This window comes from Microvirga sp. GN3 (assembly GCF_055792825.1).
Map to the genome: position 1 here is coordinate 14,229 of NZ_JBVVAK010000048.1, position 25,602 is coordinate 39,830.

The following is a 25,602-nucleotide window of genomic DNA, read 5'->3' on the forward strand; positions in this document are numbered from 1 at the left end:
TCGCTTCTGCGCCGGGTGTTAGAGGCCCGCCGGCGTGTCAGGTCATGCCAAAACCGGGCACCAGAGGTCCTACGGAGCGCGCTCCACCAGCTGGCGTCGGTCTTCGCCGACGTCGCATTGGAGCTGTCCTGGAGACCACGGGCCAAAACCGTACTGGACTGTGCGGCCGCCCGGAGATTGTGGGCCGCGTCTTCGCTCAGCCCCAGGGCCTCGCCGTCGGCCCGGCCAACGATCTGCAGGCCCTGGCCCGTTGTGCGGCGGGTCAGCTCTGACAAGGCGCCGAAGCTGGTCCCCATCGCCTCCTGCATGGCGTGCGCCATGGTCTGGGCACTTTCGACGCTGGCCCGCAGCGTGTCGGCCACGTCCTCCGTCACGCGCTGGACGGCTTCGGTCTGCTCACGGGCCCGGCGGTTATCGGCGCGTTTCATCTCATCAATGGTCGCCATCTCATCCTCCACTGTCTCGACCATGGCGTTGGCTTCCTCGTCACTCAGCACCTTGAGCACGGCGGGAAGCAGCTCCTTCCGGTCGTCGCGGATGTGCTGCTGAAATACGTTCCGCAGCTCGGTCACTTGGCTGATGAACTCAGCACTGTTCTTGGGCATCCGCTCCAATTCGCTGAGGAGCGCGGCCGTCTCCTCATTGTCAGTGATGGCCTCCCGCAGGAGATCGTGCATTCCGTGCCGGGTCAGCACCGGAAACAGATGTTCTTCCTGGAGGGTGGCGAGAAGCCCCAGCTCTTCTTTCAGCTCCGCATACAGCCGCTCGCGGGTTTTGACCGCGGTGTCAGAGGTCGCGAGAAGCTTGTCGAAGAGCCCGTTGGCCTTGTCCGGCGGAGCCTGGCTGAACCGTCCGTTCGTCATTGGTCCTCACAAGGGATGAAAGCGACCGTCTCAAGCGCTGTAGGTTGCGCCACAGCATGTGACACCTTTATGTCGACGGGACGAAAAACATCACGCGCGCCGCAAGGCCGACAGGGCCATACGTCGCGCCCGCGATCGGCGGCTCGTCTGGCGTGGACTTGCTACTCAACAGCCAGGACGTTTGTCCCTCAACCCCGGCCGCTCACGGAGCGGCCCGCTCTTGCTGTTCTTAACGCGGATTAATTCGTCAACGATGATCAAGGTTCCACGCTCTGTCGTGCGACAAAGCAGACCGCAATGCGCAAGCCGCCATTGCAAGAAGTCTCTGGCCTTTCGACCAGCGAAGTCAGGAGCATGGCCGACAGATCGCACCCGAGCAGGGCTATGGCTTCTCATGCCGCCGAAGCGTGCCCCTGTCGTTCTTATTTCGTGAACAAAGCAGCACTGGGGTGTCATTCGACCTCCATCCGTATATGAGCCGTATATGAGTGGAAACTGGCTTGCCGTCGAAACAAATTGAAGTCGCGTGTTGTCGTCCAGAAAGCCGGTTGCTGAGGTGACTGATCTCCCTCGGAAATCGTGAGTCCGTGCTCGCAGGTCATCTCCGCAAGATCTTCGGCAAGCAGATCGCCAGCTCTTGCAGGAGGAAGAGGTCGACCCGAACGGTGCCAATTTCCCGTTCATCAACGACAAAGGTATGTGCACCCATCGGATCCTATTGTCCCAAGCGATATTCAACCAGGCTACGGCTCCATAGGGCGAACTCATGGCAAGTGTGTCTCCAGGAGCAGCCTTCCGGTTTGATTGGAAACACTGACTGGTCATTTGGGGACGCTACCCTACAATTCGCCCTCTTGTCTAACGGGATTGGTCGACGCAACGGACAGGATACCTTTGCGATCTGATGTTCTGCGCGAATGGCATCTGCGCAACAGCGCACTCGGAATATGCAGTGTGGCGAGAGAACAGGCATTCACCGTTTTGAAATGGGATTTCCTCATGATCGAAGACGGATCAGAATCGTACCGTACCGCACGTCTTTGAGACCTGATGCTACATTGCGTGGTTTGCCTCGATGAGATCATCACCTGAAGTCAGGTCTGCTCGACTCGATCAGGAGCAATGCGTCGAGGCACATGCATCGGCCTCAATCGGTCATCCTCATGAGAGTCGCCAAGAAGCGAGATCCCTTTCACTCGCTCTTCAGGGTGGCGGGTCGTTCGGAGCATTCACCTGGGGCGTGCTCGACCGGCTCCTGGAGGAGGAGAATCTTTTGTTCGATGCTGTCAGCGGAGCAAGCGCTGGAGCTGTGAATGCTGTTCTCCTGGCGTCAGGCCTCGTGGACGGTGGTCGAGTGGGGGCAAGGAACCGGTTGGAACGCTTCTGGCAGCGAGCCAGTGAGGCTGCTCCCCGAATCCAGCCCGGCATTGCCGCCGCGATCGCAACCCGTATTCTGTCGCCGTATCAGTTCAACCCGTTCAACCTGAATCCGCTTCGCGCGCTTCTCGCCAACGAAATCGACTTCGATGTTCTGAGAGACAACCCAAGCCTACGCCTCCTGATTGGGGCGACGCGCGTCCGCGACGGCAAGATGCACGTCTTTCAGGAGAAAGATCTCACAATCGACGTCATTCTGGCTTCAGCCTGCCTGCCCGTGATCCATCACGCGGTTTCCATTGATGGTGAGACGTATTGGGATGGCGGCTACTCGGCCAACCCGCCGCTGATCCCGCTGGTCGCGCGATCTCAAGCATCCGAGATCCTCATTGTACAGATCATGCCCACGGCCGGGGCCGACATGCCGACAACGGCTTCTGAAATCGTGAAACGGATGGAACAGATTACGTTCAACAGTTCGCTCCTGCGCGACATGGATGCTCTTGCGGCGATGACGAAGCTCGCCGAGGTTGAGGTCCAAGGGTCACGTCTGCTCCAGAGACTGCAGAAGTTGCGTCTTCACCATGTCTCGGCTGAGACGGAGTACCCTCTGCTGAGCCAATCCAGTGCCCTGAACCTGGACTGGCGCTTTCTGTGCCAGCTACGAGATGCCGGGCGGGTGGCGGCAGATCGCTGGCTCTCTGGAGGCTCAGAGCTACCATCCATTGATCCGTCCAGAGCTGCAAGTCCACCACAGACTGCGGGACTGCCTCCCTCGACGAGAACACAATCGATCACCTCACCACTATCTTTGAGCGTGAGACACCTGTGGCAGAAGTCGCAGAAAAGGCTGGCAAAGCTGCTCAGTCTGTCCTGGAGAACCTCATCTGGCGGGGATGAAGCCGACTGACCCGACTGAGACCAGTAGTCTGAGTTCTTATGCGGTCAGAACAAGGGCTGTTCCTGTCGAGCCTGTGCTTGGCAGCCGATCTCATCAGACGTGGGAATGTGCGACGCATGATTATCGCCGATTGCCGAGATAGAGAGGCCATGAGCCACTCGACTGATGCTCATCCGCTAAAGCATCGGACCCAAAAGTGGACTTGCACGTCTGGGATCTATCCGATGCTTCTTCTTTAGACGAGAGCATCGTTCTTGCGGAAAACCGGGTCCACTTTTCCGCACGATGCTCTAAGGAACACCTGAGAGCCCGCACAGTCGCTCAGTTTATGATTTGCGCGAAATGTTCTGTGCGGGTTCCGCATAGGTCATATGCATGGACCGACCTACCACAGTACAGCCATCCCGCTCATTCTTCTCGCAACAACACGAACGGAAGCGCTCGGGATCATCCGTGTCTGACAGCACAGGAGATGGCCCATTGTCGATCGCATTCTTGCAAGCGGTAGATCGGCACCCGCCTCAGCTGCAAGAGGCATGGGTTACCAGCAAAATCTTTCTAGACGTCGACCATCGGATCGTTCGCCCGCTTGGTCCAAAGCCAATTCCAAGAGTGCTCGCTTTGCGGCTGGCGGAAACGGTCCGGGAGGCCATGTTTCGGCTGGAGCAGAGCTTCCCTTACACCAAGCCGGTCCGGCATAGCCGCCCCAGCGCTAACCGGTGAGCCTTACATGATCTTTCTCATGTTTTTCCGGGTGGCGACCCGTGTCTGGAAGCATGCCAGGAAATCCAAGTCGAGATAATCGCGCTCTCAAAAATATCTGAGGTCAGAGCCCGCGGGCTCTGCGATACAGCTGCTCAACCAAGATTTGAGCCCATGCTGATAGCGCTTATTCTCAACAGGATCCAAAGGTGGCTCATTTATCGCGCGACCATTCGAGAACTCGAATGCCTCCTGGAGTGAACACCTGGCGGTCTTGGCATCGGGCGCAAGGACATCAGGAAAGTCGCAGGCCAGGCGACCCCAGCCGCGCTGATACGATGATCATCGCGCTCACAACCTGAAGTGCTCTATCCCCGGAGACTGCCGCATGACCCAGGCTGTTCAAGAACAGGCCGCCCTGCCCGAGCCGCGAGGGCTGCTGGTCTCGCGCACGCTCACAATGCAGGTCTGCTCTGAACTATCCGTTAGAGCCGTTCTGTTGCCTGTCTGTCATTCCTGTGGACCGGAGTGAAATTCAACTTGAGAAAGATCTCATAAACGGAAGTGAGGATCGCAATCATTCTTGCGGGCCGCGCGTTCGTTAAACGAGCGGATAGAGGCATCGCATTGGGACGATGGCGCGGTGCGCGGCGACTGTGATACCACCACATGTTGAGCCGCGCTGTGCAGCACGTGTCGGTCAAGCGAAGGGCCGACGGCCCGGCCATCCTCCCGGACGTTGGACCGACCTGAAGGGCTGGTGCCCTTTGTTACGGAGACTCGTCTTCCAGAGTAAAGCCGGCCTTGAGCACAACTTGGTAGTGGCGGACCTCACCGTCCTCCACATGCCCGCGGGTCTGCACGACCTCAAACCAGTGCAGATTTCTCAATGTCTGGCCGGCACGCTTGATCGCCGTCTGGATGGCATCCTCAATGCTGGTCTCGGACGAACCGACGAGTTCGACCACCTTGTAGACATGATCTGGCATGGCACGCTCCAAATTATGATCTGGAGAGCAGATAGAAGCTTATGCCGAGATTGCCAGTCACACGATGTTCCGTAAGATGGATCGGGGACATGATCCTGCCGAGCCATCGAACAGGGTGATAAGGTCATTAGCCAACACGCTGCGGGTGGTGATTCAAGCCGTCACAAAACGGAATTTTGCAACCTGCCGCTACGGCAGCTGCGCACACAACAGGAGAGCGACACTGCCAGCTGTCAGAACTGTGGCCAGCAGAATGCCATCAACCAGTACATTCGAAGTTGGCCTGGGACTTACGAACCGCCGGATCACCGCGCAGCCCGCCTTGTGAAACGAGTTTCGCGGAATGACCCTGGACCAAGGATGCGGCCGTGGCGCGCCTGCAAGGGAAATCGGATCATCGAATAGCTCCCTGTCGAAGAGTGACCGTCTGGTGGCATTGCGAGGCCGATCGTCGGCTTGCTGCTGCAGCTGAAGGGGCATTGCTGTTACGAAGTTCTCCTGCCGCGAGACGATTGCCCCCGTCATCGTCGCGGACCTCGAGAGCCTCTGCGCTCGACAATAACCACCTGGGCCTGACGCGGGCGGGCGCGAGCCGCTCCTATCACTACTGCAGCAGTGCTCTCTGCTGCATTCAGAACCTCCGGCCGGACCTCAGCCTCTGGCAAGCCCATCAACTGCGCTGCGATCTCGATCTGAGCCTCGATGTGCCCGGTTAAACCTTGAGCGGCTGCGATGGCTTCGTTGAGTGCGGGAGGATCATGGCGTGTTCTTCGACGACTCCATTCGGCAGGTGTTTGCTTGCGACCCATCTGACCAATTCCCCTTGACCGACAGGACAACGCCCCGAGCAGGAATTTGTGCGTTGCACAATTGTCGCAGTCGGTCGGAAAGAGCGATTCGGGCGAGCGGTCATCCCTGGTTCCGCCTTCCGGCGGCTTGGCGGCAAAGCTTGGCTTTCAGCCGGCCAACTGCCTGTCATGAGCGAGCGTCGAGCGCTCCGCGTCCTGATCCGTGAGACGTCAAAGCCCGCTTCACCCGATCTCGTCTCATTTCGTGTGGCCGCTGCACCTTCAGCGTCACGGGCGATCCAAAGCGCCTGAGGGCGGGTTACCTCACCATATCCAACATTCGTCACGACCAAGGGGCTCAAGCCACCCAAAACTGCAGCCGATGGAACCTGTATGGCACTTGTCCGCTATCACCAGGTTACCCTCATGAGCCCGATGGTACTGTGTCTGAGATTGCTGAGCCCTCCCCGCGCGATCGAACCTCTCTTGAAGCTTCGGGCGCAGCAGTGCCGCTTTGTCGTCTCGGACGCTGGATCAGAGACGATCTTCTGCGGCGCGCCAACAGCGCCAGGGACGAGCTGGTGCCCCTGGCACAGGCGGCTGGTTTACACCAAACCGCTCTCCCCTCGGCTCGCCTGAGCGTTGGGTCCGTCTCGTGACTGCTTCTGACCGGTATCCCCGAACGCCAGACGGCCGCTACTTTGTTGTGCAGGGACGGCTCTGGCGCTTGAGCAATCCCGCTCTGGATCCTGCCGACCGAGAACGGCTCGTGGGTGAGTTGATGACGGCGCGCCGCGCAGTGCACGAGGCACGTGGTGAGGAGGCGACGCGAGCGGTCCGGATGCAGGTCGCCGCCGCAAAGACAGCGCTTGGTGAACGAGGTCCCGTGTGGTGGAGCGATGGTGCTCCGGACTACAACCGTCGCAGGGTGATGAACACGCCCTATGCGGACTGGTATGCGGCCTTATCCGATCCAGAGACTTAGAGCCCTGAGATAATCCGCTCTGCCGCGGGTTTGGCCATCTCTTCTGCTGAGGAGGCTCCGTTAACCGACCTTCGGAACATCGTCCCCGGGTGGCTCGGATGGCTCCGGTGGCAGCAGGTCCGGCTCCTCGTCGGGCTCAGGCTCCGTCTCGGGAACAGGCGTCGGCCAGTTAGGCTGCGGAGGCACTGGAATGTCGGGCTGCGGCGTATCAGGGTAGGGAATAGGCGTATCAGGGTAGGGAATATCAGACATGAGCATACCCTCAGAATCTTTTCAGGAAGCCGCTGCGGCTTGCCAGGTTCCTTTCCCCGGTAACTTTCGTGTCCAGGGGCTAGATAGGAAGGGGAGACGCCCATGCGCCTCCTCCTTGGCGCCTTTGAGTTCGACGTCAGGCTCGGCACCTCAGACAACCCAGCATCCGTCAGGGCGCACGTCTGCGCGCTGGCCGACAAGGATGGCTGTTCATCACGCTGGGGTGTTTTTCCACTGAAGAGATTGAATTGCCGGAGGCATCCGACCGGCGCCCGCGATCGCAGCGTCAGGCGTGGATCTGATCTGCACCATCTGAATCACGCACAGGCAGCCTCGCCTTCCCTCTCCTTCTGGATCAGGCGAACCAGAGACGGAGCAATCCTAAAATATGCGATGCGTGGGACGCGGTGCGGCCTCTCTCATAAATGTCGACGGGCTTTCGCCCTGCCGTGAACCTAGGACACAACCATGCGAGGGAAAGCTGCGTCTGGACGAGGGCATGCTGGCCATTGAGCCCTCTCCTAACAAAGAGAAGCGCCTCGCGTGTGCAGAGGCGCTTGAGTTCCAGGGAGGACCGCCCTCCAGCCGCTCCTCGTGGACTGGACCAGAATGCCCGATCAACGCGACTGTGGCTGTATCGAAAAGGACACAGGCCCAGGACAATGCGCCCTCAGAGACTGGCGAGCAGGAGACTGACCCCGATCAGGGCAGCAAGTGAGGCGACAAATCGGATGGCAGCCGACATGAATGTCGGCGTGAGCACAGGAGACGCGGACGCTGTGACTTCTGTCTGCTGCATGGTGAAGACCTTCAAAATTCGGCTGGTTCTGGGAAATTGGTGAAACAAGCGATCGATCGTGCCTCTCGGCCGGAGTTCATTTGCTCGATTGGCGCGCGGATGTCTGTAGCCTGCGGGACACAGGGCCTACCTTGATGCTGGTGCTGTGGGCAGTCCCGTCTCGTCGGCAGCGGCAAAAGGTCGGAGCAGGACCATGCGGCCCCGCACACCAATGTGAGGCGCGGCTAAACCTCCGCCGCACCCGTTCGTTTGCTGGCTGTCGGCTGCTGTCGGGACTTGCGCGTGTAGGCGTTCGGCCTGGTCCTTGGTGCGGGCGGATCAGCGGGGTTGTCCGATTCCGATTTCCGGCTGCTGAAGACCACCATGCAGCAGCTCAGGGCGAACAAAAACGGCATCACCAGAAAGGCGAAGATCTGAGGATCAGTCATTCCGATGAATTGCGAAGTGCTATGGTTGAAGGCTGCTACCCTTAGCACGCTGGTGTCATTGCGCTACGCCGGCCAGGACGGGGCTGGCATGCGTGATTGTCGCCTCCTATGAGCGGCCTCCATCGACGATGGGCGTCATTCCCTTGGCCCGCGAGCGCCCTGATTGAGGCATGAGACAGCGCCTCAGCCGGGGCGCTTTCAGAGTGCGCACGGATGAGCTGGATTCCTATACGGCGAAGGGATTCACAGCGAAGCCGCTGCAATCTCACACGCCCTGAGAGGCGGTATGCCGGTTGTTGGTCTTCACCAGCGGGTGGCCGAGCCAGGCGCATAACTCGTCCAGGGATGAGAAATCATGCTCACTCTTCCGGAAGGGCAAGGGCCGCCTGTTCCGTGGCAAATCCTCCAACAACTCGGCGGTCCAGGTGTAGGGTTGGCGTGAGCCGTTCCTGACAACGCTGGCAATGATGGTGTCATGCAGGAGAAGGTCATAGGCGCTGGGCGCCAGCTGGCTCAGGTGGTAGCAGCGCAGAGATCTGCTCTGTGCACTGATCTACTTTGCAAGAGCAGACGACACCCTAACCGTGCGCTCGCGATGGGCGGTGTAGAGGCCACTGGTGATGATCACGCTCGCACCAGCCAGCGTCCATTCGTCCGGCACGTTGCCGAATATGATGTGGCCTAGGAGTCCGGACCAGACGAGTTGGCTGTAGGAAAACGGCGCGAGGACGGAGGCGCGCGCCTGCTGGAACGCCAGCACGACCAGCCATTGCGCAGCGGTGGAGGCTACACCCGTGACGAGCGCCAGACCCACCTCATGCCACCCCGGCGTCACCCACGCGAATGGTACGAGAGCTGAGGTGACCAGCAAGCCGATGACCGCTGCATAGGCCAGGGAGACCAGGGGACCGTCGGCCACGCTCATCTTGCGCGTCACCACCAGGGCAACAGCCCAGCTGGCAGCCGACAGAATGGGCAGGATCGCAGCCGGATCGAACGCGCCTACTCCAGGCCTCACAACAATAAGAACGCCAAGAAGCCCTACCACGACGGCACTCCAGCGCCTCCACCCGACCACCTCTCCGAGGATCGGGATCGAAAGGGCGGTCACGATCATCGGCGAGATGAACGCGATGGCCGTGGCCTCGGCCATCGGCAGGAAGGCCAGTCCCATGATGAAGAAGATGGACGAGCCGAGCACACCGAGCGCCCGCAGGGTTTGCAGGATCGGTCGCTTGGAGCGGAGAGCATGTGCCTGTCCCGTGCCGACCGCAGTCCCCAGCATCAGGAGGGTGAACACGCAGAACCGCAGCCACGCCACCTCAACCGCGGGCAGGGTCGCGGTCATGAGCTTGGAGGCCGCATCCGAGCAGGAGAAGAAGGCCAGCGCGGCCAGCATGAGGACGATGCCACGCAGCGGCCGGTCGCGAGGGATGGCAGGTTCATTCATCGAGATGATCGGCTACCTTCGGTTCCACCCCAATGCAGTACCCGTCAAAAGATGAACCGCGTGTTGATGAAGTTGGATTTGTGCTCGGTCACAATGGTGTCCAGCAACTGCTTGTTGGCTTCTGTCTGCTTGGTGGCGATCATGGAGCGGATCGAGAACGAGCGCAGAGCATCGGTGACGGACAACGTGCCCTCGGCTGAGTCCTTGCGTCCAGTAAACGGAAACACATCCGGCCCACGCTGGCACTGACAGTTAATGTTGACGCGGCAGACCTGATTGACGAGCGGATCGACGAGGCGACCGATCTGGTCGGGGCTCGAGCTGAAGATGCTGACCTGCTGCCCGTGTTCGGATGTGATGACATATTCGAGAGCTGTTTCGAGATCCTCGAACGGCATCACGGGGACAACCGGCCCGAACTGCTCCTCCCGGTAAAGCTTCATGCCATCCTTTACGGGATAGACAACTGCTGGATAGAACAAGGTTCCACAAACCGCTCCGCCACCTTCGTTGACAACGCGGGCTCCCTTGGCCTTGGCGTCCTCAACAAGCTGGGTCATGTAATCGACCTTGCCAGGCTCTGGCAGCGGCGTGATGCTCACCCCCTTCTCCCAAGGCATGCCGACCTTGAGCTTGCCCAGCTCCTCCGTAAATCGGCGCAGGAAAGGCTCGACGACCGACTGATGAACAATCAGCATCTTGAGGGCTGTGCAGCGCTGGCCATTGAACGACAGACTTCCGAGGAGACATTCCTTAACGGTCAGCTCGATGTCGGCATCCGACAGAACGATGGCGGCATTCTTGGCATCGAGGCCTAGGATCGCCCGCAGACGATGTGCCTTCGGATGCAGCTTTTTCAGATGATCGGCGACCTTGCTCGATCCGATGAGGGTCAGCACGTTCACCTTCCCGGAATCCAGCAGGCGGGGCACGATCACGGAGCCACGCCCGTACACGGTGTTGATGACGCCCTTCGGAAACGCGCTCTGGAACGCCTCAAGTAGCGGATGAAACAGCAGTGCACCGTACCGCGGCGGCTTGAAGACGACGGTGTTGCCCATGATCAGCGCCGGGATCAGCGTGGCGAAGGTCTCATTGAGTGGATAGTTGTACGGGCCCATGCACAGCACGACCCCGAGCGGGGTGCGCCGGATCTGCCCGATCGTGCCTTCGACGATGTGGAAGCGCGAGTTGCTGTTATCGAGCTCCTTCAGCGCCTCGATGGTCGCCCGGATGTAGTCGACCGTTCGGTCGAACTCCTTCTCGGAATCGGCCTGGCTCTTGCCGATCTCCCACATGAGGAGGCTGACGACCTCCTGCCGGCGGGCAATCGTCTGGTTTGTGAAGTTCTGCATGCAGGCGATGCGGTCGGCGACCGTCATCGTCGGCCAGACACCTCGGCCCTCATCGTAAGCCGCCACTGCCGCGGCCAGGGCCTCCTCTGCCTCCGGCTCTCCCCCAACGGGATAGCTCCCGAGCTCGATCTGCTCCAGTGAGCCATCCCGGCCACGCACGCACACCGGGGACCGCACCGTTTCGACAGGCCCGTTCCAGGCCTTCAGCTCACCATTCACGAGGTAACTGCGCTGATGAACCGGGGAAGGCGGACGGTGCTCCGAGGAGATTTCTTCTTCAGAGGGGAAGAGCTGCTTGAGAGCTTCGGAGTTGATCATAGCCGGGATCTCCAATCTGCTTGGCGTGGGGGACTTCAGCGAGGCACTTCGTTCAGACCCTTATGGAACCCAGAGATCTGGGCGAGCGTCCGCTGGACGCGGTTGGTGATTGCGAGCCAGGCGCCATTCCTGACGTCGTCGGTGGGAGCGAGCCAGGAGCCCCCAACAGCAATGACGTTTGGCTGGGCGAGCCACTCTGACGCATTTGCCTCGCCAATTCCGCCGGTTGGACAAAAGCGTGCCTGGGGAAACGGACCAGCGAGGGCTGCAAGGGCGCCGATGCCTCCCGTCGGAACCGCGGGGAAGAATTTTACGATGTCAAAGCCGCGTGCGAGAGCAGCCATCAACTCAGTGGCTGTCGCTATCCCCGGTATGAAGGGCAGATTGGACGCTGCTGCGGCGTCGAGCAGGTCTGGAGTAGCCCCAGGGCTCAGAGCAAACTGGGCCCCCAATTCGGAAGCAAGAACCAGGTCTCGCTCCGAGACGACCGTGCCAACGCCAACGATCGCTCCCGATACGTTGGTTACGATGGCAGCGGCAGCCTCCTGCGCCACAGGCGTGCGCAATGTGATCTCAAGAAGGCGCAGGCCACCGGCGACCAGCGCCTGGGCGAGCGGAACGGCATCCTCGACGCGTTCGATCGTGATGACGGGAACGATCGGAGCATCCCGAAGGAGTGCGGCCAAGCGGTCCTGCCGAGGCATCTCTACGGGCCCAGAGACAGACTTCATGGATCATTTTCCTTCAAAGGAGAGGCCTTTGAACCAGTCATTGCGGGCATTCGTTCGCGCGGAATGATGGCGCCGGAATACCGAACCACGGCCCCTGCCAAGCGATGGCCCGCAGCGGCGGCGATCGCCGGGTCGGAACCAGCGAGGCGCGTGGCGAGATAGGCAGCAGCAAAGCTGTCGCCTGCAGCCGTCGTGTCGACGACGCGTGCCACCGGATCTGCCCTGACCACCAGATCCATGCCGCGGCTCAAGACCCGACAAGCGAGCTCCGGAAGCTTCAGGATGATTTCAGCGGATGATCCAAGACGAAGAAGTTTCCCTTTGCCCTCGCTGCCAAACAGCAAGTCGAGGTCCTCGGTCGAGGCAAGCACAATATCCGTGCGGTCGAAAGCGCCTTCGTAGGAAGCCTGTGCTGCGAGCCGATCCGGCCAGCTCCGCGGTCGGAAGTTGGTGTCAAATGCAACCCGGCAGCCTTGTTGGCGAGCGTTGTCGAGGATCTCAAACAACCGCTGGCGTCCCATCTCCCCGTAGAGCGACAGGGTGACACCGGAGAAATAGAGCAGGTCGTAGCCCGTCAGTGCTTCCGAGATGGCTGACGTTTCAGGATGCTCGAACAGCAAGCGCGCCGCGGCACTGTCGCGCCAGTACGAGAAGCGCCGTTCTCCGCTTGCGTCCGTCTGAATGACGTACAGACCTGGCAGGCATTCTGGTAGTCGCAACACCAGATTAGTCCTGATGCCCTCGGACTGCCACCCGGCGATCATCTCATCGCTCCACGGGTCGTCCCCAAGTGCGGTTACATAGTCAACGCGACCTCCCAGGCGTGCCAGGTAGACGGCCGTGTTGAGTGTATCCCCACCATAGCCGCGGGACAGGCGGCCGTCTGCCTCCTCCCTGAGCTCGATCATGCACTCGCCGATGCAAGCGATCCGGGACACCGTCATCTCTCCATCAGAACAGTCTGCGAAATGGCATCATGCCATTGTGTTGGATCAACGGCGTCATCGCATACGACTGGCTCAGGCATGGAGATGCTCGCACGCCATTGACCCTTATCGTGGCACGATCAGTGGCTCGAGACTGCAATCGAGAAGCGACGGGTCAATTTCGCGTTCCATGACATCGAACATGCTGTCGACGAAGTCGATGAGCACGTCGGATGCCGCCGCCGCTTCATTGATGTGCCGGTTGGCGACCCCATTGAGGACCGCAAGGTGGCAATCGATCGTGGTCTGCAGGCCCGTCTCCCCCTTGATGTGACGATGATGGACCCACCCGATCCGGCGGAAGATCGTGTGAAGCGGCCGCACGGTGTGTTCCAGGAACGGTTCCCCGGCCACAGCTAGAATCAGCTTGTCGATGCGCCGGTCGAGGACGTTGAACTCTTCGACCGTCATGCTGTCCCGCCGCTCGCGCAGGAGGCGTTCTATGTGCAGAAATTGGTTACGGTGCGACGGTCCTGACCGCTCGGCCGCCAGGCGGATCACGAACCGCTCGATGTCCCGCCGGAGCTGCAACAACATCCGCTCGCGGGCGAGGTCAATCGGAGCAATCTGAACGCCGTGCCGCGGCCGGATGAGTATGAGCGTGTCATCTGCCAGTCGGCTCACGGCCTGATGCACGGGCGTGCGACTAAAGCCAGTCATTTCCTGCAGGTCCTGGATCGACAGGAAACGGCCAGGCTTGAGCTCGCAGGTGACGATAAGATGTTCGATCCGCTCATAGGCAAGCTCGAAGAGATTGATGCGGTTGCTGCGGCGGGGTGGCGCCTCGGAGGCCTTGTCCGCTGTTGCTAGCTTCAGTCGCGTCTGCTTGCGGCCAGCCATGAACCTCTCCCTGTGCTCGTCGTCGGACCAAGAATAATCTTAAAAAGCGTCTAGAAAGATGTTGTGACATTTTACAAAATATTGCAAGTGGTTCTGTTCCGTTTCCATGCAGTGGTCCGGCTGGAATGTTGGGAGAGAAACGGGTTGGACAACCTTCCAGATATATAGCGACGTCACTTCTGGGGCGCTCCCTGCTTAACCGCCAAGCTTCAGTCGTCCCAAATCCCTTCTGACGCTCATTGACGTGACGAAATGGGAACCTTAGCCGTGCTACCATCTCGATGAGGTACCGTGATCTCCATTGGAGTTACAAGGTCGAAGAACTCAGTGTCATCCGCGCGCCCAGTCTGGGCCATGACCATCGCAAACGTCGATGGCGCTTGAAGCACAGTGACACTGTGGTGCCAAACTCCGCGGCGATACGTAATGATCTGTGCGGGAGAAATGATGAAGGACCTAAGCGTCTCTAGATCGGGACTCCCATCCTGGCTGTTCTCACAGGCTACAACAAGGCATCTCGCTCCTGTCAGCGCGAGAAAGGTCTGAGCTGAGTGTGGATGACGCTCAAGGCGCCGCAAGATTAAGGGGAAGCTTGCCGCGCTCTCCAGGGTCACGACCGAGAGTATCGGATGTCCTGCTCCCGCACTGCGTTCGAAAGCGGCGTTAACGAGATGCTGCCCGACCTTGCCCTCATAGGTATCTACCTGTCCAAAAGGCTTGAATCCTCCTAGAGTAAGAGGCTCGGGATGATAGCGCCTCATAGCTTCGCTTCTCCGTTAAAACGCGTCCCCGGATAGGGCTATAGGTGTGCCCCAGGAGTCATAATAATCCCTCTTGTAAAATATCACAATATGTTCAAATATGACTCCCATGCATTGGGGACAGGCAAAGGAGCCCCAGGCTGAGGGAGAAGCAAGGTGACACGCAGAGCAGTGCCAGCACTCACCACTCCAGCCGTGAAAAGCCGGAAGCCTACAGCGGCCCAATGGCCCCGCAGGCACTCAGTTGGATCTTCTTCGATCGCACGTCTCATCCAATAGAGCGGAGCTTACCCCTCGCTCCCCGCTTATACGTCACGGCACCGATCAAACCGTTTGTTAGAGGCTGACATGCGAATTGTTTTTCATGGTGAGAATGCAGCTTCGTTCAGCAAGGGATTTTCCACCCTGTACAACGGTGAGGCCGAGATCATTGTGCTCCCGGACGCTCTTACGACGGATGCAGAGCGGAAAGCCTACGCTGAAGCCGATGTAATCGTTGGCGTAAAATTCAACCAGACTTTGCCTTACCCGGCGAAACTCAAACTGTTCCACGTGCCTGGAGCAGGCTACGACGCTGTCGACCTCTCGGCGTTGCCATCTTCGGCGGTTGTCTGCAACTGCTTCGGGCACGAGCAGGCTATTGCCGAGTACGTCATGGCTGCCATATTGGCGCGGCATGTTCCCCTGGTGGACGCCGATCAGCGCCTGCGTCAAGGTGAGTGGGCCTACTGGTCAGGCTCGCCCGAGCGCGTCCATGACGAAATGGCTGGAAAGACCATTGGGCTGCTTGGGTTCGGCCATATCGGCAAAGCGATCGCTACCCGGGCCAAAGCATTTGAAATGGTCGTAAACGTCGCGAACCGCAGTCCGGTCAACTCCTCTGAACTCGTCGATCGGGCGTTCACGCTTGATCAGCTGCCTGAGTTCTGGGGCTCGGTCGACTATCTCGTCGTCTCCGTCCCACTCACAGACGACACCAAAGGCATTATAGATGCGCAGGCATTCGCAGCTATGCGTCCTTCAGCCGTCGTCATCAATGTCGGCCGCGGACCAACCATCGACGAGCAGGCGCTGTTCGACGCTCTGCAAAGCAGCCAAATTGCGGGTGGAGTCATTGATACCTGGTACTCATACCCATCACCGGACCGACCTGCTCCTCTACCGTCGTCTTTGCCGTTTCACGAACTGTCCAACGTGGTCATGACACCACATATGTCTGGCTGGACCAATGGCACCATCCAGCGCCGTCAACGTACAATTGCGGACAATGTAATGAGGCGGACCTCCGGTCGCGCCTGCAAGAATGTCGTTTGGGGAGACAGACTAACCCACGACAGATAGCACCTGCCAGAACTCACATCAGAAGGAGCCCGGCCGGTAATTCACCAATGGAGGAAAGAAGATGAAAACATTGAGCGTTGTGATCAGCTGCGTAATGGTGCTTTCGAGCACCGCAACGGCACTTGCCGCGAACTTCAAACTCAGGCTCGGACATGCAACTTCAGCTGAAAGCTCACAACACGTGGCAGCTCTGAAGTTCGCGGAGCTTGTCAAGGAACGAACCCAGGGTGACGTAGAGATCACTGTCTTTGCCGGGAGTTCACTTGGCAACGACCAGCAAATGATCAATCTCACGCGTGGCGGCTCCATCGATCTGGTGATTTCCGGCTCAACGAATTTCAACGGCATCGTGCCCCAGACTGCAGGGCTCGAATTGCCGTACATCTTTCGTGACTCTAGTCATGCGTACAAAGTCCTTGACGGTAAGGTCGGCCAAAGCCTGCTCGACGAACTTGGCAAGCACAACCTGAAAGGGCTGGCCTACTTTGAGAACGGATGGCGCGTTCTTACAAACAACAAACGGCCAGTCGTGACACCCGATGATGCAAAGGGCTTGAAAGTTCGTAGTACGCCTAATCCCTATCACATTCAGGCATTGCAGCTGCTGGGGATGAACCCCTCTCCCTTAGCGATCGCAGAACTCTATACAGCGCTGGAGACGGGTGCTTTCGATGCCCAGGAGCATCCATTGCCCGTGTTCTGGTCCTCTAAATTCTATGAAGTGCAGAAGTTTCTGACCCTGACCAACCATGCTTACTCGCCGACCCTTGCAATCATGAACAAGGCTCGGTTCGACAAGATGCCCCCCGCATATCAGAAGGTCCTTGTCGATTCAGCGCGCGAGGCGGCAGCCTACCAACGCGACTTCAACGCGAAGGATAGCGGCAGGATCATTCAGGAACTGAAGAAGATAGGCTTCCAAGTGGTGGAGCAGCCTGATCTGGCTCCGTTCCGGAAGGTGGTCTACGAGCCGGTCAGCAAGGCCTACGCTGAGAAGAACGGCATGGATCTCATTAGTGCCATCGAGGCCGAGCAGTAAGGGAAAGGTGGAAACCAGCATTGATGCTGGGAGGATTGAGAGGGGTGAAGAACTTGGTGTGGCTGGTTCCACGCTAGTCTCGGAACCATGCCCGGTACTCCGTTATCCCTCCTCCACCAGCTCTAGAAAAGCCTGGGCGCCATCTTTCCATGATCTGGCACCGCCTGCTCGTGCCCGCCGACATAATCTTTTACGGCCTGCACCGCTCGATCCAGATCGCCCTTGGCTAGGAAGATTATCAACTCCATGGCTTCAGTCCGCATGAGCGCCTATCCGCCACGACTTGGAGTGCCAATGTCGATGCTCCATGGACTGCCGCCCTTATACGGCGCCATGGCCTGGTCAATGGTTGAGGTTCTGGAAAGCGTATGCCGCTAATTCGTGCGAGGGCTCACAAACATGTTGTGATATTTTACAATGTGTTTATAGTTCACCTCACTCTCGAGAATTGCAAGGCCGCCAAGCTTTTCGCCGAGCCGCCCAATCGCACCACCAAGAGTGCGGACCATCACAGCCACAACAGAGGAGACACAGATGAACGGCTACTTCAGAACGATCTCGGGAACGGCCCTGCTGGCATCCGCCGTCCTGTCTGCCAGCTTCGCATCCGCCCAGGAGATCAAGGAGCGCACGATCAAGCTGGCACTCGCCAACACGCCGGAGTCAGCTCATGGCCTGGGGGCCAAGCGGTTTGCCGACGTCGTGAACCAGAAGAGCGGCGGCAAGCTCAAGGTCCGGGTCTATGCCGGCGGAACACTCGGCGGTGAGGTAGTGGTCGCCTCCGCCATGCAGGGTGGCACGATCGAGATGTCGATGATGGGCCCCGGGCTCCTCACCGGCATGGACAAGGATTTCGGGATTTTCGACACTCCCTTCCTCTTCGACAACTTCAAAGAGGCTGACGCCATCCTCGACGGCCCAGTGGGCAAAAAACTGCTCGAGAAGCTTCCGACAAAGGGGCTGGTGGGATTGTCCTATTGGGACCACGGCTTCCGCGTCCTGACCAACAGCAGGCGGCCTGTGGCAAAGATGGAAGACATTCAGGGCCTCAAAATCCGGGTGCAGCAGATCCCCGTGTTCATCGACACCTTCACGACTCTCGGTGCCAACGCGGTGCCCCTGCCGTTCCCTGAGCTCTACACCGCTCTCGAAACCAAGACGGTTGATGGTCAGGAGAACCCTTTCGTATCGATCGAGGTGACCAAGTTCTACGAGGTCCAGAAGTACGCGTCCAACACCCGTCACGCCTACTCTCCCCTCCTCGTGCTCGCGAGCAAGAAGTTCTGGGATCAGCTGTCTAATGACGAGCGTACGCTCCTGCTCGATGCGGCCAAAGAGACGCAACCCTATGAGCGCGAGACCTCGCGCTCCCTGGATGCCAAGGCTGCGGAAGAGCTGAAGAGCAAGGGTATGACGATCACCGAGATCTCATCCGAGGAGCGCTCCCGCATGCGAGAGAAGCTGAAGCCGGTGACCGAGAAGCATTACACGACCATCAGCGGAGCCCTCGTCCAGGAACTGACGGCGGAACTCCAGAAGGTGCGCGCTTCCCAGTGAGGTCATGAGTCTCCAGCGCCGAATAAGAGAATTCAGTTCGGCGCTGGAACTTAACGCGGACCGAATGCAAGAGCCTCGTCTGTCAATGCTCGGGCCCATCAATGCTGCGGGCAAGGGAACAGCGACGCTCCAGCACCACGGATCGAATTCGCCATTTGAAGCGACGGAAATTCTATAGGTTTGAGAGGCCGCCAATGAAAATCACAGCAATTGAGACCCTGAGAACTGAGGAATTCGCGAACGTCCTCTGGGTTCGCGTTCACACCGACAGCGGGGTTATCGGCCTCGGTGAGACCTTCTACGGCGCCGGCGCAGTGGAAGCCCACATCCATGACACACTGGCAGGACGCCTTCTCGGGCGCAATCCGCTGCACATCGAAGCCATTCACCGCGACATGGTGAACCTCCCGATGGCCCAGTCGTCGACGGGAGCCGAGTACCGGGCTGCCTCGGCGATCGACATCGCGCTGTGGGACGTCTTCGGCAAAGTCTGTGGTCAGCCGGTCCATCAGATGCTGGGCGGCCTGTGCCGGGACAAGCTGCGCATCTACAACACCTGCGCGGGCTACAAGTATGTCCGCTCAACGAACATCAAGCCGGTGTCCAACTGGAACCTGGGCGAGGCTGGGGGGCCCTTCGAGGATCTCGACGGCTTCATGAATAACGCTGATGCATTGGCGGAGAATCTTCTGGAGAGCGGGATCACGGCCATGAAGATCTGGCCGTTCGATCCTGCTGCCATCGAGAACAACGGTCTCTACATTACCGCGGAGCAGATGAAGACGGCGATTGCGCCGTTTGAGAAGATCCGGAAAGCCGTCGGCGACAAGATGGACATCATGGTCGAGTTCCACTCGTTGTGGAATCTGCCAACGGCCAAGAAGATCGCAAGGGCGCTCGAACCCTATGCTCCCATGTGGTTCGAGGATCCGATCCGCATGAACTCACCTCAGGCGCTCGCCGAGTACGCGCGCTCGACCGATGTCTGGGTCTGCGCCAGTGAGACGCTTGGTTCGCGGTGGCCATACAAGGAGATGCTCGAGCGGGATGCCGCCCATGTGGTGATGGTCGACCTGTGCTGGACCGGCGGCCTGACGGAAGGTCGCAAGATCGCTGCCTTGGCGGAGACATGGCACCGCCCCTTTGCGCCCCACGACTGCATCGGCCCGGTCGGCTTTGCCGCCGCGATCCACGCCTCCTTCAGCCAGCCCAATACCCTAATCCAGGAGTCGGTACGGGCCTTCTATACGGGCTGGTACAAGGAGCTGGTGACCACTGTTCCGACGATCAAGAACGGCTATGTGTACCCGATGGAGGGTCCGGGCCTTGGCGTCGAACTCCTGCCCGCCGTCTTCGATCGCTCCGATCTGACCGTGCGCCGCTCGGAACCGTGAGGTCTGTGCCATGTCAACAAACCTGTTTTCCCTTGCGGGCCGCACCGCCCTTGTGACCGGAGCCTCCCGGGGCCTCGGACGGTCGATGGCCGAGGGTCTTGCTGCAGCTGGCGCAACGGTCGTGCTGAATGGCTCCGACCAAGGGCGCTTAACCGCAGCCGCAACCGAGATGAAGGTTGCCGGGTACACGGTTCATGAGGCTCGCTTCGATGTCACCGACGAAGCGGCCGTGACGGCAACCTTCGAACGGTTCGATGCGGAAGGCATCGAGATTGACATTCTCGTCAACAATGCCGGCATCCAGCTGCGCAAGCCCATGGTCGAACTCGCGACCGACGAGTGGCGCAAGGTGATTGAAGCCAATCTCACCAGCGCGTTCGTCGTCGGGCGTGAAGCGGCGAAGCGGATGATCCCGCGCGGCCGCGGCAAGATCATCAACATCGGCTCGCTGACGAGCGAACTCGCCCGTGCCACGGTCGCCCCGTACACGGTGGCCAAAGGCGGCATCAAGATGCTGACCCGTGCCATGACGGCCGAATGGGCAGCGAGTGGGATCCAGGCGAATGCGATCGGGCCCGGCTACATGCTGACCGACATGAACCAGGCGCTGGTTGAGAACCCAACCTTCGATGCCTGGGTCAAGGGCCGAACACCGGCCAAGCGCTGGGGTAAGCCGGATGAGCTCATCGGGACCGCTGTGTTCCTAGCGTCATCAGCGTCCGACTACGTCAATGGCCAGATCATCTATGTGGATGGAGGCATGCTGGCAGTGCTCTGACAAGAGCCTGACCGGCGGTTCAACCTGAACGATGAAAAGCCGAACTTAAGTTCGGCAAGAGGAGGAAAGTCCATGCGCGGCGTCATCATTCATGGCCCCAAAGACCTTCGGGTCGAGGAAGTCACGGTCCCCCCGCTCGGACCGCATGATGTCCGGGTTCGGATCGAAGCCGGCGGCATTTGCGGATCGGACCTGCATTATTACAATCATGGGGGCTTTGGAACGGTCCGGGTGCAGGAGCCCATGGCCCTGGGACACGAAATTGCCGGCACCGTCGATGAAGTCGGCAGTGCCGTCTCTCTGGTCTCGAGAGGCATGCGAGTCGCCGTCAACCCGAGCCTGCCTTGCAACGATTGCCGCTATTGCCGCGCCGGCCAGCACAACCAGTGCCTCAACATGCGGTTCATGGGCAGCGCCATGCGGTTCCCACATGTACAGGGCGGCTTCCGCGAACGCATCACGGTGGATGAGGGCCAAGCCATCCCGATTGCGCCGACGATGACGATGGCGGCGGCCGCGATGGCCGAGCCGCTTGCAGTCTGTCTGCATGCTGCCCGCCAAGCTGGTTCACTGCTTGGAGCAAAGGTTCTTGTGACCGGTTGCGGCCCGATCGGGACCCTTGCCGTTGTGGCGGCGCGATATGCTGGCGCTTCAGAGATTGTTGCCACAGATGTGAGTTCCTACCCGCTGTCGATCGCAAGGCAGGTTGGAGCGACAAAGACGATCAACGTGGCCGAGGATCCGCAGGGACTGGCACCCTACACCCAAGAGAAGGGAACCTTCGATGTTCTCTTCGAAGCCTCAGGTAATGAAGCCGCACTCCGAGGGGCCCTCGACGCTCTGCGCCCTGGGGGAGTGACTGTCCAATTGGGCCTCGGCGGCGACATGAAGTTGCCCATCAACATCATCGTGGCGAAGGAGCTCCAAATCCGCGGGACGTTCCGGTTCGACGAGGAGTTCCGGCTTGCCGTCGATCTCATGGGCAAGGGCCTCGTCGATGTGAAGCCCCTGCTCACCCAAACAATTCCGTTCGAGCGCGCGGTGGATGCCTTCACTCTGGCGTCAGACCGCTCCCAGGCCATGAAGGTCCAACTCACATTCTGATCTGCGGACCATAAAGGTCTGCTGAAAGGTCGTTGCGAACCGCTGACGTCGGATGACGATCATGAACCAATCGGGAGGATTTGCCATGAAGACAACGACCAGGACCAGCTTATCGGGTCTCATAGGTCTGAGTGTGGCCCTTGTTGCTGCCAATGTGGGGGCCGCCGAAATCAAACAGCGTACGATCAAGGTCAGCTACGGCACGGCCGCGGATCACCCCTTTGGGCTTGGGGTGACCAAATTTGCGGACCTCGTGGCCGAAAAAACCGATGGCAAGATCACGGTGCGGGGCTATCCCGCGGGTCAGCTGGGGGCTGAGGTTCCTTCAATCTCATCCGCTCAGGGCGGTGTTCTCGAAATGGCCGTGACATCGACCTCGGCCGTTGTCGGCACCGTGAAAGAGTTTGCTCTGTTTGACTTTCCATATCTCTTTGCCACCGAGAAAGAGGCAGACGCAGTTCTGGATGGCGCGGTTGGAAAGCAGTTACTTGATAAACTTCCTGCCAAGGGTCTGACCGGCCTTTGCTATTGGGAAAGCGGCTTCCGCAACATCAGCAACAGCAGACGCCCTGTGACCAAGCTTGAGGACATTCAAGGGCTGAAAGTTCGCACCATTCAGAACCCCGTGTTTCTCGACACAATCAACGCGCTCGGCGCAAACGCCGTGCCAATGCCGTTTACAGAACTTTACACGGCGCTTGAGACCAAGGCGGTCGATGGGCAAGAAGGGCCTTACACGACCATTCTGACAAGCAAGATCAATGAGGTTCAGAAGTATTTAAGCCCTACCCAGCACATTTACGGTGCCGTTGTTGTCCTCGTCGGCAAGAAGTTCTGGGACCAGCTGAGCGGCGATGAAAAACAGATCCTGCAGGATTCGTGCGGAGAGGCTCGCGATTACGAGCGGGCGGTTAGTCGCGAATCAAGTCCCGCATCGCTCGCCGAGCTGAAGACTAAGGGAATGGTATTCAACGAGATCCCGGCCGACGAGCTCGCGAAGATGCGCGAGAAGGTCAAACCCGTGATCGACAAATACACGAAAGACGTCGGGGACGCGTTAGTCACTCAGGCTCATGCCGAGATCGAGAAGGTCAGGCAGCAAAAATAGGTGACCTATCCTCCGGCATTGAGCCCGATCCAAACCGGATGAGACGACACTTTCAATCGATGTAACGCGTCCACTCCAACAACAACAATAAGGACGCCAGACAGAGGAAACGCCGATGCACATGATCGTGGAAGGCTACTTCAAGCTGCTGAAGGTCCTGATTGCCCTCTTCCTGGCGATCATGGTCGTTCTGGTTTTCGGCAATGTGGTGCTGCGCTACGCCTTCAACTCAGGCATCACCGTCTCGGAGGAAGTCTCGCGCTGGCTCTTCGTCTGGCTGACCTTCCTCGGCGCCATCGTGGCCCTGCGCCAGCACGGCCATCTCGGGGTCGACATGCTCGTGAGACGCCTGCCCAACGTAGGCAAACGCGCCTGCCTGATCGTCACCCAGCTCCTCATGCTCTACGCCACCTGGCTGCTGCTCCAGGGCAGCTGGGAGCAGACCCTGATCAACTGGGATGTGGCCGCGCCAGCCTCTGGCCTCTCGACCGGTTGGTTCTATGGCGTTGGCATCGTCTTCGGTGTCTCAACCGGCCTGATCCTGCTGGCTGATCTCTACCGCACCATCACTGGCAAGCTTTCTGATGAGGAACTTGTCATGGTCAAGGAATCGGAAGAGCAGGAAGAGCTTGAGGCGCTCCAGCACGAACTGGCCGAGCGCGACCGCCGCGAGAGCGAGCTCGCCACCCCCGCACCTACACCCCGGAAGGTGCAGTCATGACCATCGCGATCTTCGTCGGCTCCCTTCTCGGCACCATGGCGATCGGAATGCCGATCGCCTACGCCCTGCTCATCAGCGGCATCGCCCTGATGTACTACATGGACCTGTTCGACGCCCAGATCGTGGCGCAGAACATCATCAACGGCGCCGACAGCTTTCCACTCCTGGCGGTGCCGTTCTTCATGCTGGCCGGTGAGATCATGAACACCGGCGGCCTGTCCAAGCGCATCGTGGACGTTGCCCTGGCGCTGGTGGGCCACGTGAAGGGCGGCCTCGGGTATGTGGCCATTCTGGCCGCCTGCATTCTCTCAGCCCTGTCCGGGTCGGCCGTGGCCGATGCCGCGGCCCTCTCGGCTCTGCTCGTGCCCATGATGGTCAAAGCCGGCCACAGCAAGCCGCTCTCCGGTGGGCTCATCGCCGCGTCCGGCGTGATCGGGCCGGTGATCCCGCCCAGCATCGGCTTTGTGATCTTCGGTGTCGTCGGCGGGGTATCGATCACCAAGCTGTTCCTGGCCGGTCTGGTGCCTGGGATTCTGCTCGGTCTCGGCTTGGCCTTCGCCTGGTGGTGGGAGGTGCGCAAGGAAACAATCGTCAGCCCGCCCAAGAAGTCCGCCCGTGAGATCCTGCAGGCCCTGCGCGAGGGTGTCTGGGCTCTGATCCTGCCCTTCATCATCATCTTCGGCCTGAAGTTCGGTGTCTTTACCCCGACCGAAGCGGCGGTGGTGGCGGCTGTCTACTCGCTGATCGTAGCGGTGTTCGTCTACCGCGAACTCAAGCTCTCGGAGCTGTTTGCAGTCTTTGTGACATCGGCTCAGACAACCGCCGTCGTCATGCTGCTGGTGGCCGCGGCCCTGGTCTCGGCATGGCTGATCACAGTGTCGGAGATCGCCACCTCCGTGGTCGACCTGCTCGAGCCGTTCATGGGCAACCAGACGCTGCTGCTGATTGCCATCATGGTGCTCGTGGTCATTGTCGGCACGGCCATGGATATGACTCCCACGATCCTGATCCTGACGCCAATCCTGATGCCGGTGATCAAGGCGGCCGGCATCGATCCAGTGTATTTCGGCGTGCTGTTCATCGTGAACAACTCCATAGGATTGATCACGCCCCCGGTGGGCACGGTGCTCAACGTGGTGGCCGGGGTGTCGAAGATCAGTATGGAAGACCTGATGAAGGGCGTCTGGCCGTTCCTGCTGGCACAGCTCGTCGTGCTGTTCCTGATGGTGCTGTTCCCACAGCTCGTCATGTGGCCCGCCAAATTGATCGGGGGCTAGTCCCAGACCACAGGGATCACCCAGGCTACGGCGCTGCAGATTTATGGAGTTACTTCAGGAAAGTGGAGAACAATCCCACGGCCATGAGGATGCCGTTACCGCCCAAAGCGCAGCCGCGAGGGAGCTGATCGAGGAGGTTAGCCCCAGACGCAAGCCAAACGGCGTGCAACTGTGACTTTTACAGCGATCTGCTCCTTTGGGTGTTGAAGCGGCTGAGTTGCAGCCGATGACAGCCAGCCGGCAGGCTGGCATGTCCAGGTCTTTGGAGGATCAAAGGGCGAGCTATAAGGCTGTGAGCCATGGCAGAGTCCATAGCTTATCCGAGGAGAGAGGCGTAGCGTTGCCGGCGGAGCGTGTAACGAGTTTCATCGGCTGCGTTAACCGCCTTCAGCACCTTGATGGCCGAAAGCCAAAACCACCCAAGCAGCGAGTCCGCATGGGAAGGCTTCTGATCTTTAGGAAAGTAGTCGATGCGGGTATTGATAGTGGCCATAGATCCGTCTTTCATACTGATAACGTAACCTCAGGCGCTTCCTCTTATCGTTCTTACTGGAAAGATGGTTTGCGCTACTCCTTAACACTAGACGAAAAGCAGCATGGTTCGGCTGCGTCTACTGCATGGCAGGAGCAGCAAAGAATTAATCATATGCTTTCGATGCACGCACCTCGGGCAATCGGTGTGGATCTGATCAATAAGCCCCGCATCGTCACCATTGTATGAGAGGGCAGCGCCATTGCCTTGGCCAAGACGGTGTCGT

General features: G+C 59.4%; 24 protein-coding genes. 12 read left to right on the forward strand and 12 right to left on the reverse strand.

Annotated features, from left to right (window positions below):
• The coding region (locus ACS5Q1_RS22035; RefSeq protein WP_473100185.1) for a hemerythrin domain-containing protein at positions 1-863 on the reverse strand (863 nt) is incomplete at its 3' end.
• 1,075 nt (positions 864-1,938) lie between these two features.
• On the opposite strand from ACS5Q1_RS22035, the gene ACS5Q1_RS22040 reads away from it, so the two are divergent.
• On the forward strand, positions 1,939-3,150 hold the full coding sequence (locus ACS5Q1_RS22040; protein ID WP_473100186.1) for a patatin-like phospholipase family protein: 1,212 nt from the start codon (positions 1,939-1,941) through the stop codon (positions 3,148-3,150).
• A 1,463-nt stretch (positions 3,151-4,613) separates the two neighbouring features.
• Here the strand turns inward: ACS5Q1_RS22040 and ACS5Q1_RS22045 are convergent.
• Positions 4,614-4,832, reverse strand: coding sequence for a dodecin (locus tag ACS5Q1_RS22045; protein ID WP_473100187.1), 219 nt, complete (start codon positions 4,830-4,832; stop codon positions 4,614-4,616).
• Between the two features lie 1,223 nt (positions 4,833-6,055).
• Here ACS5Q1_RS22045 and ACS5Q1_RS22050 point away from each other — a divergent pair.
• Positions 6,056-6,259 carry a GcrA family cell cycle regulator gene (locus ACS5Q1_RS22050; RefSeq protein ID WP_473100219.1) on the forward strand — a complete coding sequence of 68 codons (204 nt, stop codon included), beginning with the start codon at positions 6,056-6,058 and terminating at the stop codon, positions 6,257-6,259.
• Between the two features lie 16 nt (positions 6,260-6,275).
• Positions 6,276-6,605, forward strand: a complete 330-nt coding sequence (locus ACS5Q1_RS22055; RefSeq protein WP_473100188.1) for a hypothetical protein — start codon at positions 6,276-6,278, stop codon at positions 6,603-6,605.
• A 60-nt stretch (positions 6,606-6,665) separates the two neighbouring features.
• Here the strand turns inward: ACS5Q1_RS22055 and ACS5Q1_RS22060 are convergent, their stop codons facing one another.
• The 8 genes from ACS5Q1_RS22060 to ACS5Q1_RS22095 form a co-directional block, all read right to left on the reverse strand.
• Positions 6,666-6,857 (reverse strand): hypothetical protein, encoded by a 192-nt coding sequence (locus ACS5Q1_RS22060; protein ID WP_473100189.1) that lies wholly within the window; start codon positions 6,855-6,857, stop codon positions 6,666-6,668.
• Between the two features lie 670 nt (positions 6,858-7,527).
• Positions 7,528-7,656 (reverse strand): hypothetical protein, encoded by a 129-nt coding sequence (locus ACS5Q1_RS22065; RefSeq protein WP_473100190.1) that lies wholly within the window; start codon positions 7,654-7,656, stop codon positions 7,528-7,530.
• A gap of 981 nt (positions 7,657-8,637) precedes the next feature.
• Entirely contained in the window at positions 8,638-9,534 is an 897-nt protein-coding gene (locus tag ACS5Q1_RS22070) for a DMT family transporter (protein ID WP_473100191.1), read from the reverse strand.
• 44 nt (positions 9,535-9,578) lie between these two features.
• Positions 9,579-11,207: an NADP-dependent glyceraldehyde-3-phosphate dehydrogenase gene (locus ACS5Q1_RS22075; protein ID WP_473100192.1), complete on the reverse strand. Its 1,629-nt coding sequence runs from the start codon at positions 11,205-11,207 to the stop codon at positions 9,579-9,581.
• A gap of 35 nt (positions 11,208-11,242) precedes the next feature.
• Positions 11,243-11,938 (reverse strand): bifunctional 4-hydroxy-2-oxoglutarate aldolase/2-dehydro-3-deoxy-phosphogluconate aldolase, encoded by a 696-nt coding sequence (gene eda, locus ACS5Q1_RS22080; RefSeq protein WP_473100193.1) that lies wholly within the window; start codon positions 11,936-11,938, stop codon positions 11,243-11,245.
• On the reverse strand, positions 11,935-12,876 hold the full coding sequence (locus tag ACS5Q1_RS22085; protein ID WP_473100194.1) for a sugar kinase: 942 nt from the start codon (positions 12,874-12,876) through the stop codon (positions 11,935-11,937). Before ACS5Q1_RS22085 ends, eda begins: the two co-directional genes overlap by 4 nt.
• Before the next feature lie 114 nt (positions 12,877-12,990).
• Entirely contained in the window at positions 12,991-13,764 is a 774-nt protein-coding gene (locus ACS5Q1_RS22090; RefSeq protein ID WP_473100195.1) for a GntR family transcriptional regulator, read from the reverse strand.
• A 236-nt stretch (positions 13,765-14,000) separates the two neighbouring features.
• A complete protein-coding gene (locus tag ACS5Q1_RS22095; RefSeq protein WP_473100196.1) occupies positions 14,001-14,525 on the reverse strand; it encodes an ureidoglycolate lyase in 525 nt (174 codons plus the stop codon).
• Between the two features lie 348 nt (positions 14,526-14,873).
• On the opposite strand from ACS5Q1_RS22095, the gene ACS5Q1_RS22100 reads away from it, so the two are divergent.
• Both ACS5Q1_RS22100 and ACS5Q1_RS22105 read left to right on the forward strand, forming a co-directional pair.
• Complete coding sequence (locus ACS5Q1_RS22100) at positions 14,874-15,866, forward strand: 2-hydroxyacid dehydrogenase (protein WP_473100197.1); 993 nt, start codon at positions 14,874-14,876, stop codon at positions 15,864-15,866.
• A gap of 61 nt (positions 15,867-15,927) precedes the next feature.
• Entirely contained in the window at positions 15,928-16,905 is a 978-nt protein-coding gene (locus tag ACS5Q1_RS22105; protein ID WP_473100198.1) for a TRAP transporter substrate-binding protein, read from the forward strand.
• A gap of 122 nt (positions 16,906-17,027) precedes the next feature.
• On the opposite strand, the gene ACS5Q1_RS22110 is transcribed toward ACS5Q1_RS22105, so the two are convergent.
• Entirely contained in the window at positions 17,028-17,168 is a 141-nt protein-coding gene (locus ACS5Q1_RS22110; RefSeq protein WP_473100199.1) for a hypothetical protein, read from the reverse strand.
• Between the two features lie 271 nt (positions 17,169-17,439).
• Between ACS5Q1_RS22110 and ACS5Q1_RS22115 the strand changes: the two genes are divergently transcribed.
• From ACS5Q1_RS22115 to ACS5Q1_RS22145, 7 genes are all read left to right on the forward strand, one after another.
• Positions 17,440-18,462 (forward strand): TRAP transporter substrate-binding protein, encoded by a 1,023-nt coding sequence (locus tag ACS5Q1_RS22115; RefSeq protein WP_473100200.1) that lies wholly within the window; start codon positions 17,440-17,442, stop codon positions 18,460-18,462.
• Positions 18,463-18,656: 194 nt separating this feature from the next.
• Entirely contained in the window at positions 18,657-19,856 is a 1,200-nt protein-coding gene (locus ACS5Q1_RS22120) for a mandelate racemase/muconate lactonizing enzyme family protein (RefSeq protein ID WP_473100201.1), read from the forward strand.
• A gap of 10 nt (positions 19,857-19,866) precedes the next feature.
• Complete coding sequence (locus tag ACS5Q1_RS22125; protein WP_473100202.1) at positions 19,867-20,634, forward strand: SDR family oxidoreductase; 768 nt, start codon at positions 19,867-19,869, stop codon at positions 20,632-20,634.
• A 72-nt stretch (positions 20,635-20,706) separates the two neighbouring features.
• Complete coding sequence (locus tag ACS5Q1_RS22130; protein ID WP_473100203.1) at positions 20,707-21,738, forward strand: L-idonate 5-dehydrogenase; 1,032 nt, start codon at positions 20,707-20,709, stop codon at positions 21,736-21,738.
• Positions 21,739-21,823: 85 nt separating this feature from the next.
• Positions 21,824-22,846, forward strand: coding sequence for a TRAP transporter substrate-binding protein (locus ACS5Q1_RS22135; RefSeq protein ID WP_473100204.1), 1,023 nt, complete (start codon positions 21,824-21,826; stop codon positions 22,844-22,846).
• Positions 22,847-22,961: 115 nt separating this feature from the next.
• Positions 22,962-23,567 carry a TRAP transporter small permease gene (locus ACS5Q1_RS22140; protein WP_473100205.1) on the forward strand — a complete coding sequence of 202 codons (606 nt, stop codon included), beginning with the start codon at positions 22,962-22,964 and terminating at the stop codon, positions 23,565-23,567.
• Positions 23,564-24,844, forward strand: a complete 1,281-nt coding sequence (locus ACS5Q1_RS22145; protein WP_473100206.1) for a TRAP transporter large permease — start codon at positions 23,564-23,566, stop codon at positions 24,842-24,844. The genes ACS5Q1_RS22140 and ACS5Q1_RS22145 overlap by 4 nt, the downstream gene beginning before the upstream one ends.
• Positions 24,845-25,160: 316 nt before the next feature.
• On the opposite strand, the gene ACS5Q1_RS22150 is transcribed toward ACS5Q1_RS22145, so the two are convergent.
• Positions 25,161-25,337 carry a hypothetical protein gene (locus tag ACS5Q1_RS22150; RefSeq protein WP_473100207.1) on the reverse strand — a complete coding sequence of 59 codons (177 nt, stop codon included), beginning with the start codon at positions 25,335-25,337 and terminating at the stop codon, positions 25,161-25,163.
• Positions 25,338-25,602 lie beyond the last annotated feature (265 nt).

Coding starts and splice junctions, on each gene's coding strand:
- ACS5Q1_RS22050 (WP_473100219.1), top strand. CDS start 6,056: ATGGTACTGTGTCTGAGATTGCTGAGCCCTCCCCGCGCGATCGAACCT.
- ACS5Q1_RS22130 (WP_473100203.1), top strand. CDS start 20,707: ATGCGCGGCGTCATCATTCATGGCCCCAAAGACCTTCGGGTCGAGGAA.
- ACS5Q1_RS22045 (WP_473100187.1), bottom strand. CDS start 4,832: ATGCCAGATCATGTCTACAAGGTGGTCGAACTCGTCGGTTCGTCCGAG.
- ACS5Q1_RS22115 (WP_473100200.1), top strand. CDS start 17,440: ATGAACGGCTACTTCAGAACGATCTCGGGAACGGCCCTGCTGGCATCC.
- eda (WP_473100193.1), bottom strand. CDS start 11,938: ATGAAGTCTGTCTCTGGGCCCGTAGAGATGCCTCGGCAGGACCGCTTG.
- ACS5Q1_RS22120 (WP_473100201.1), top strand. CDS start 18,657: ATGAAAATCACAGCAATTGAGACCCTGAGAACTGAGGAATTCGCGAAC.
- ACS5Q1_RS22075 (WP_473100192.1), bottom strand. CDS start 11,207: ATGATCAACTCCGAAGCTCTCAAGCAGCTCTTCCCCTCTGAAGAAGAA.
- ACS5Q1_RS22140 (WP_473100205.1), top strand. CDS start 22,962: ATGCACATGATCGTGGAAGGCTACTTCAAGCTGCTGAAGGTCCTGATT.
- ACS5Q1_RS22070 (WP_473100191.1), bottom strand. CDS start 9,534: ATGAATGAACCTGCCATCCCTCGCGACCGGCCGCTGCGTGGCATCGTC.
- ACS5Q1_RS22060 (WP_473100189.1), bottom strand. CDS start 6,857: ATGTCTGATATTCCCTACCCTGATACGCCTATTCCCTACCCTGATACG.
- ACS5Q1_RS22150 (WP_473100207.1), bottom strand. CDS start 25,337: ATGGCCACTATCAATACCCGCATCGACTACTTTCCTAAAGATCAGAAG.
- ACS5Q1_RS22110 (WP_473100199.1), bottom strand. CDS start 17,168: ATGCGGACTGAAGCCATGGAGTTGATAATCTTCCTAGCCAAGGGCGAT.
- ACS5Q1_RS22100 (WP_473100197.1), top strand. CDS start 14,874: ATGCGAATTGTTTTTCATGGTGAGAATGCAGCTTCGTTCAGCAAGGGA.
- ACS5Q1_RS22145 (WP_473100206.1), top strand. CDS start 23,564: ATGACCATCGCGATCTTCGTCGGCTCCCTTCTCGGCACCATGGCGATC.
- ACS5Q1_RS22095 (WP_473100196.1), bottom strand. CDS start 14,525: ATGAGGCGCTATCATCCCGAGCCTCTTACTCTAGGAGGATTCAAGCCT.
- ACS5Q1_RS22090 (WP_473100195.1), bottom strand. CDS start 13,764: ATGGCTGGCCGCAAGCAGACGCGACTGAAGCTAGCAACAGCGGACAAG.
- ACS5Q1_RS22135 (WP_473100204.1), top strand. CDS start 21,824: ATGAAGACAACGACCAGGACCAGCTTATCGGGTCTCATAGGTCTGAGT.
- ACS5Q1_RS22065 (WP_473100190.1), bottom strand. CDS start 7,656: ATGCAGCAGACAGAAGTCACAGCGTCCGCGTCTCCTGTGCTCACGCCG.
- ACS5Q1_RS22105 (WP_473100198.1), top strand. CDS start 15,928: ATGAAAACATTGAGCGTTGTGATCAGCTGCGTAATGGTGCTTTCGAGC.
- ACS5Q1_RS22125 (WP_473100202.1), top strand. CDS start 19,867: ATGTCAACAAACCTGTTTTCCCTTGCGGGCCGCACCGCCCTTGTGACC.
- ACS5Q1_RS22040 (WP_473100186.1), top strand. CDS start 1,939: ATGAGATCATCACCTGAAGTCAGGTCTGCTCGACTCGATCAGGAGCAA.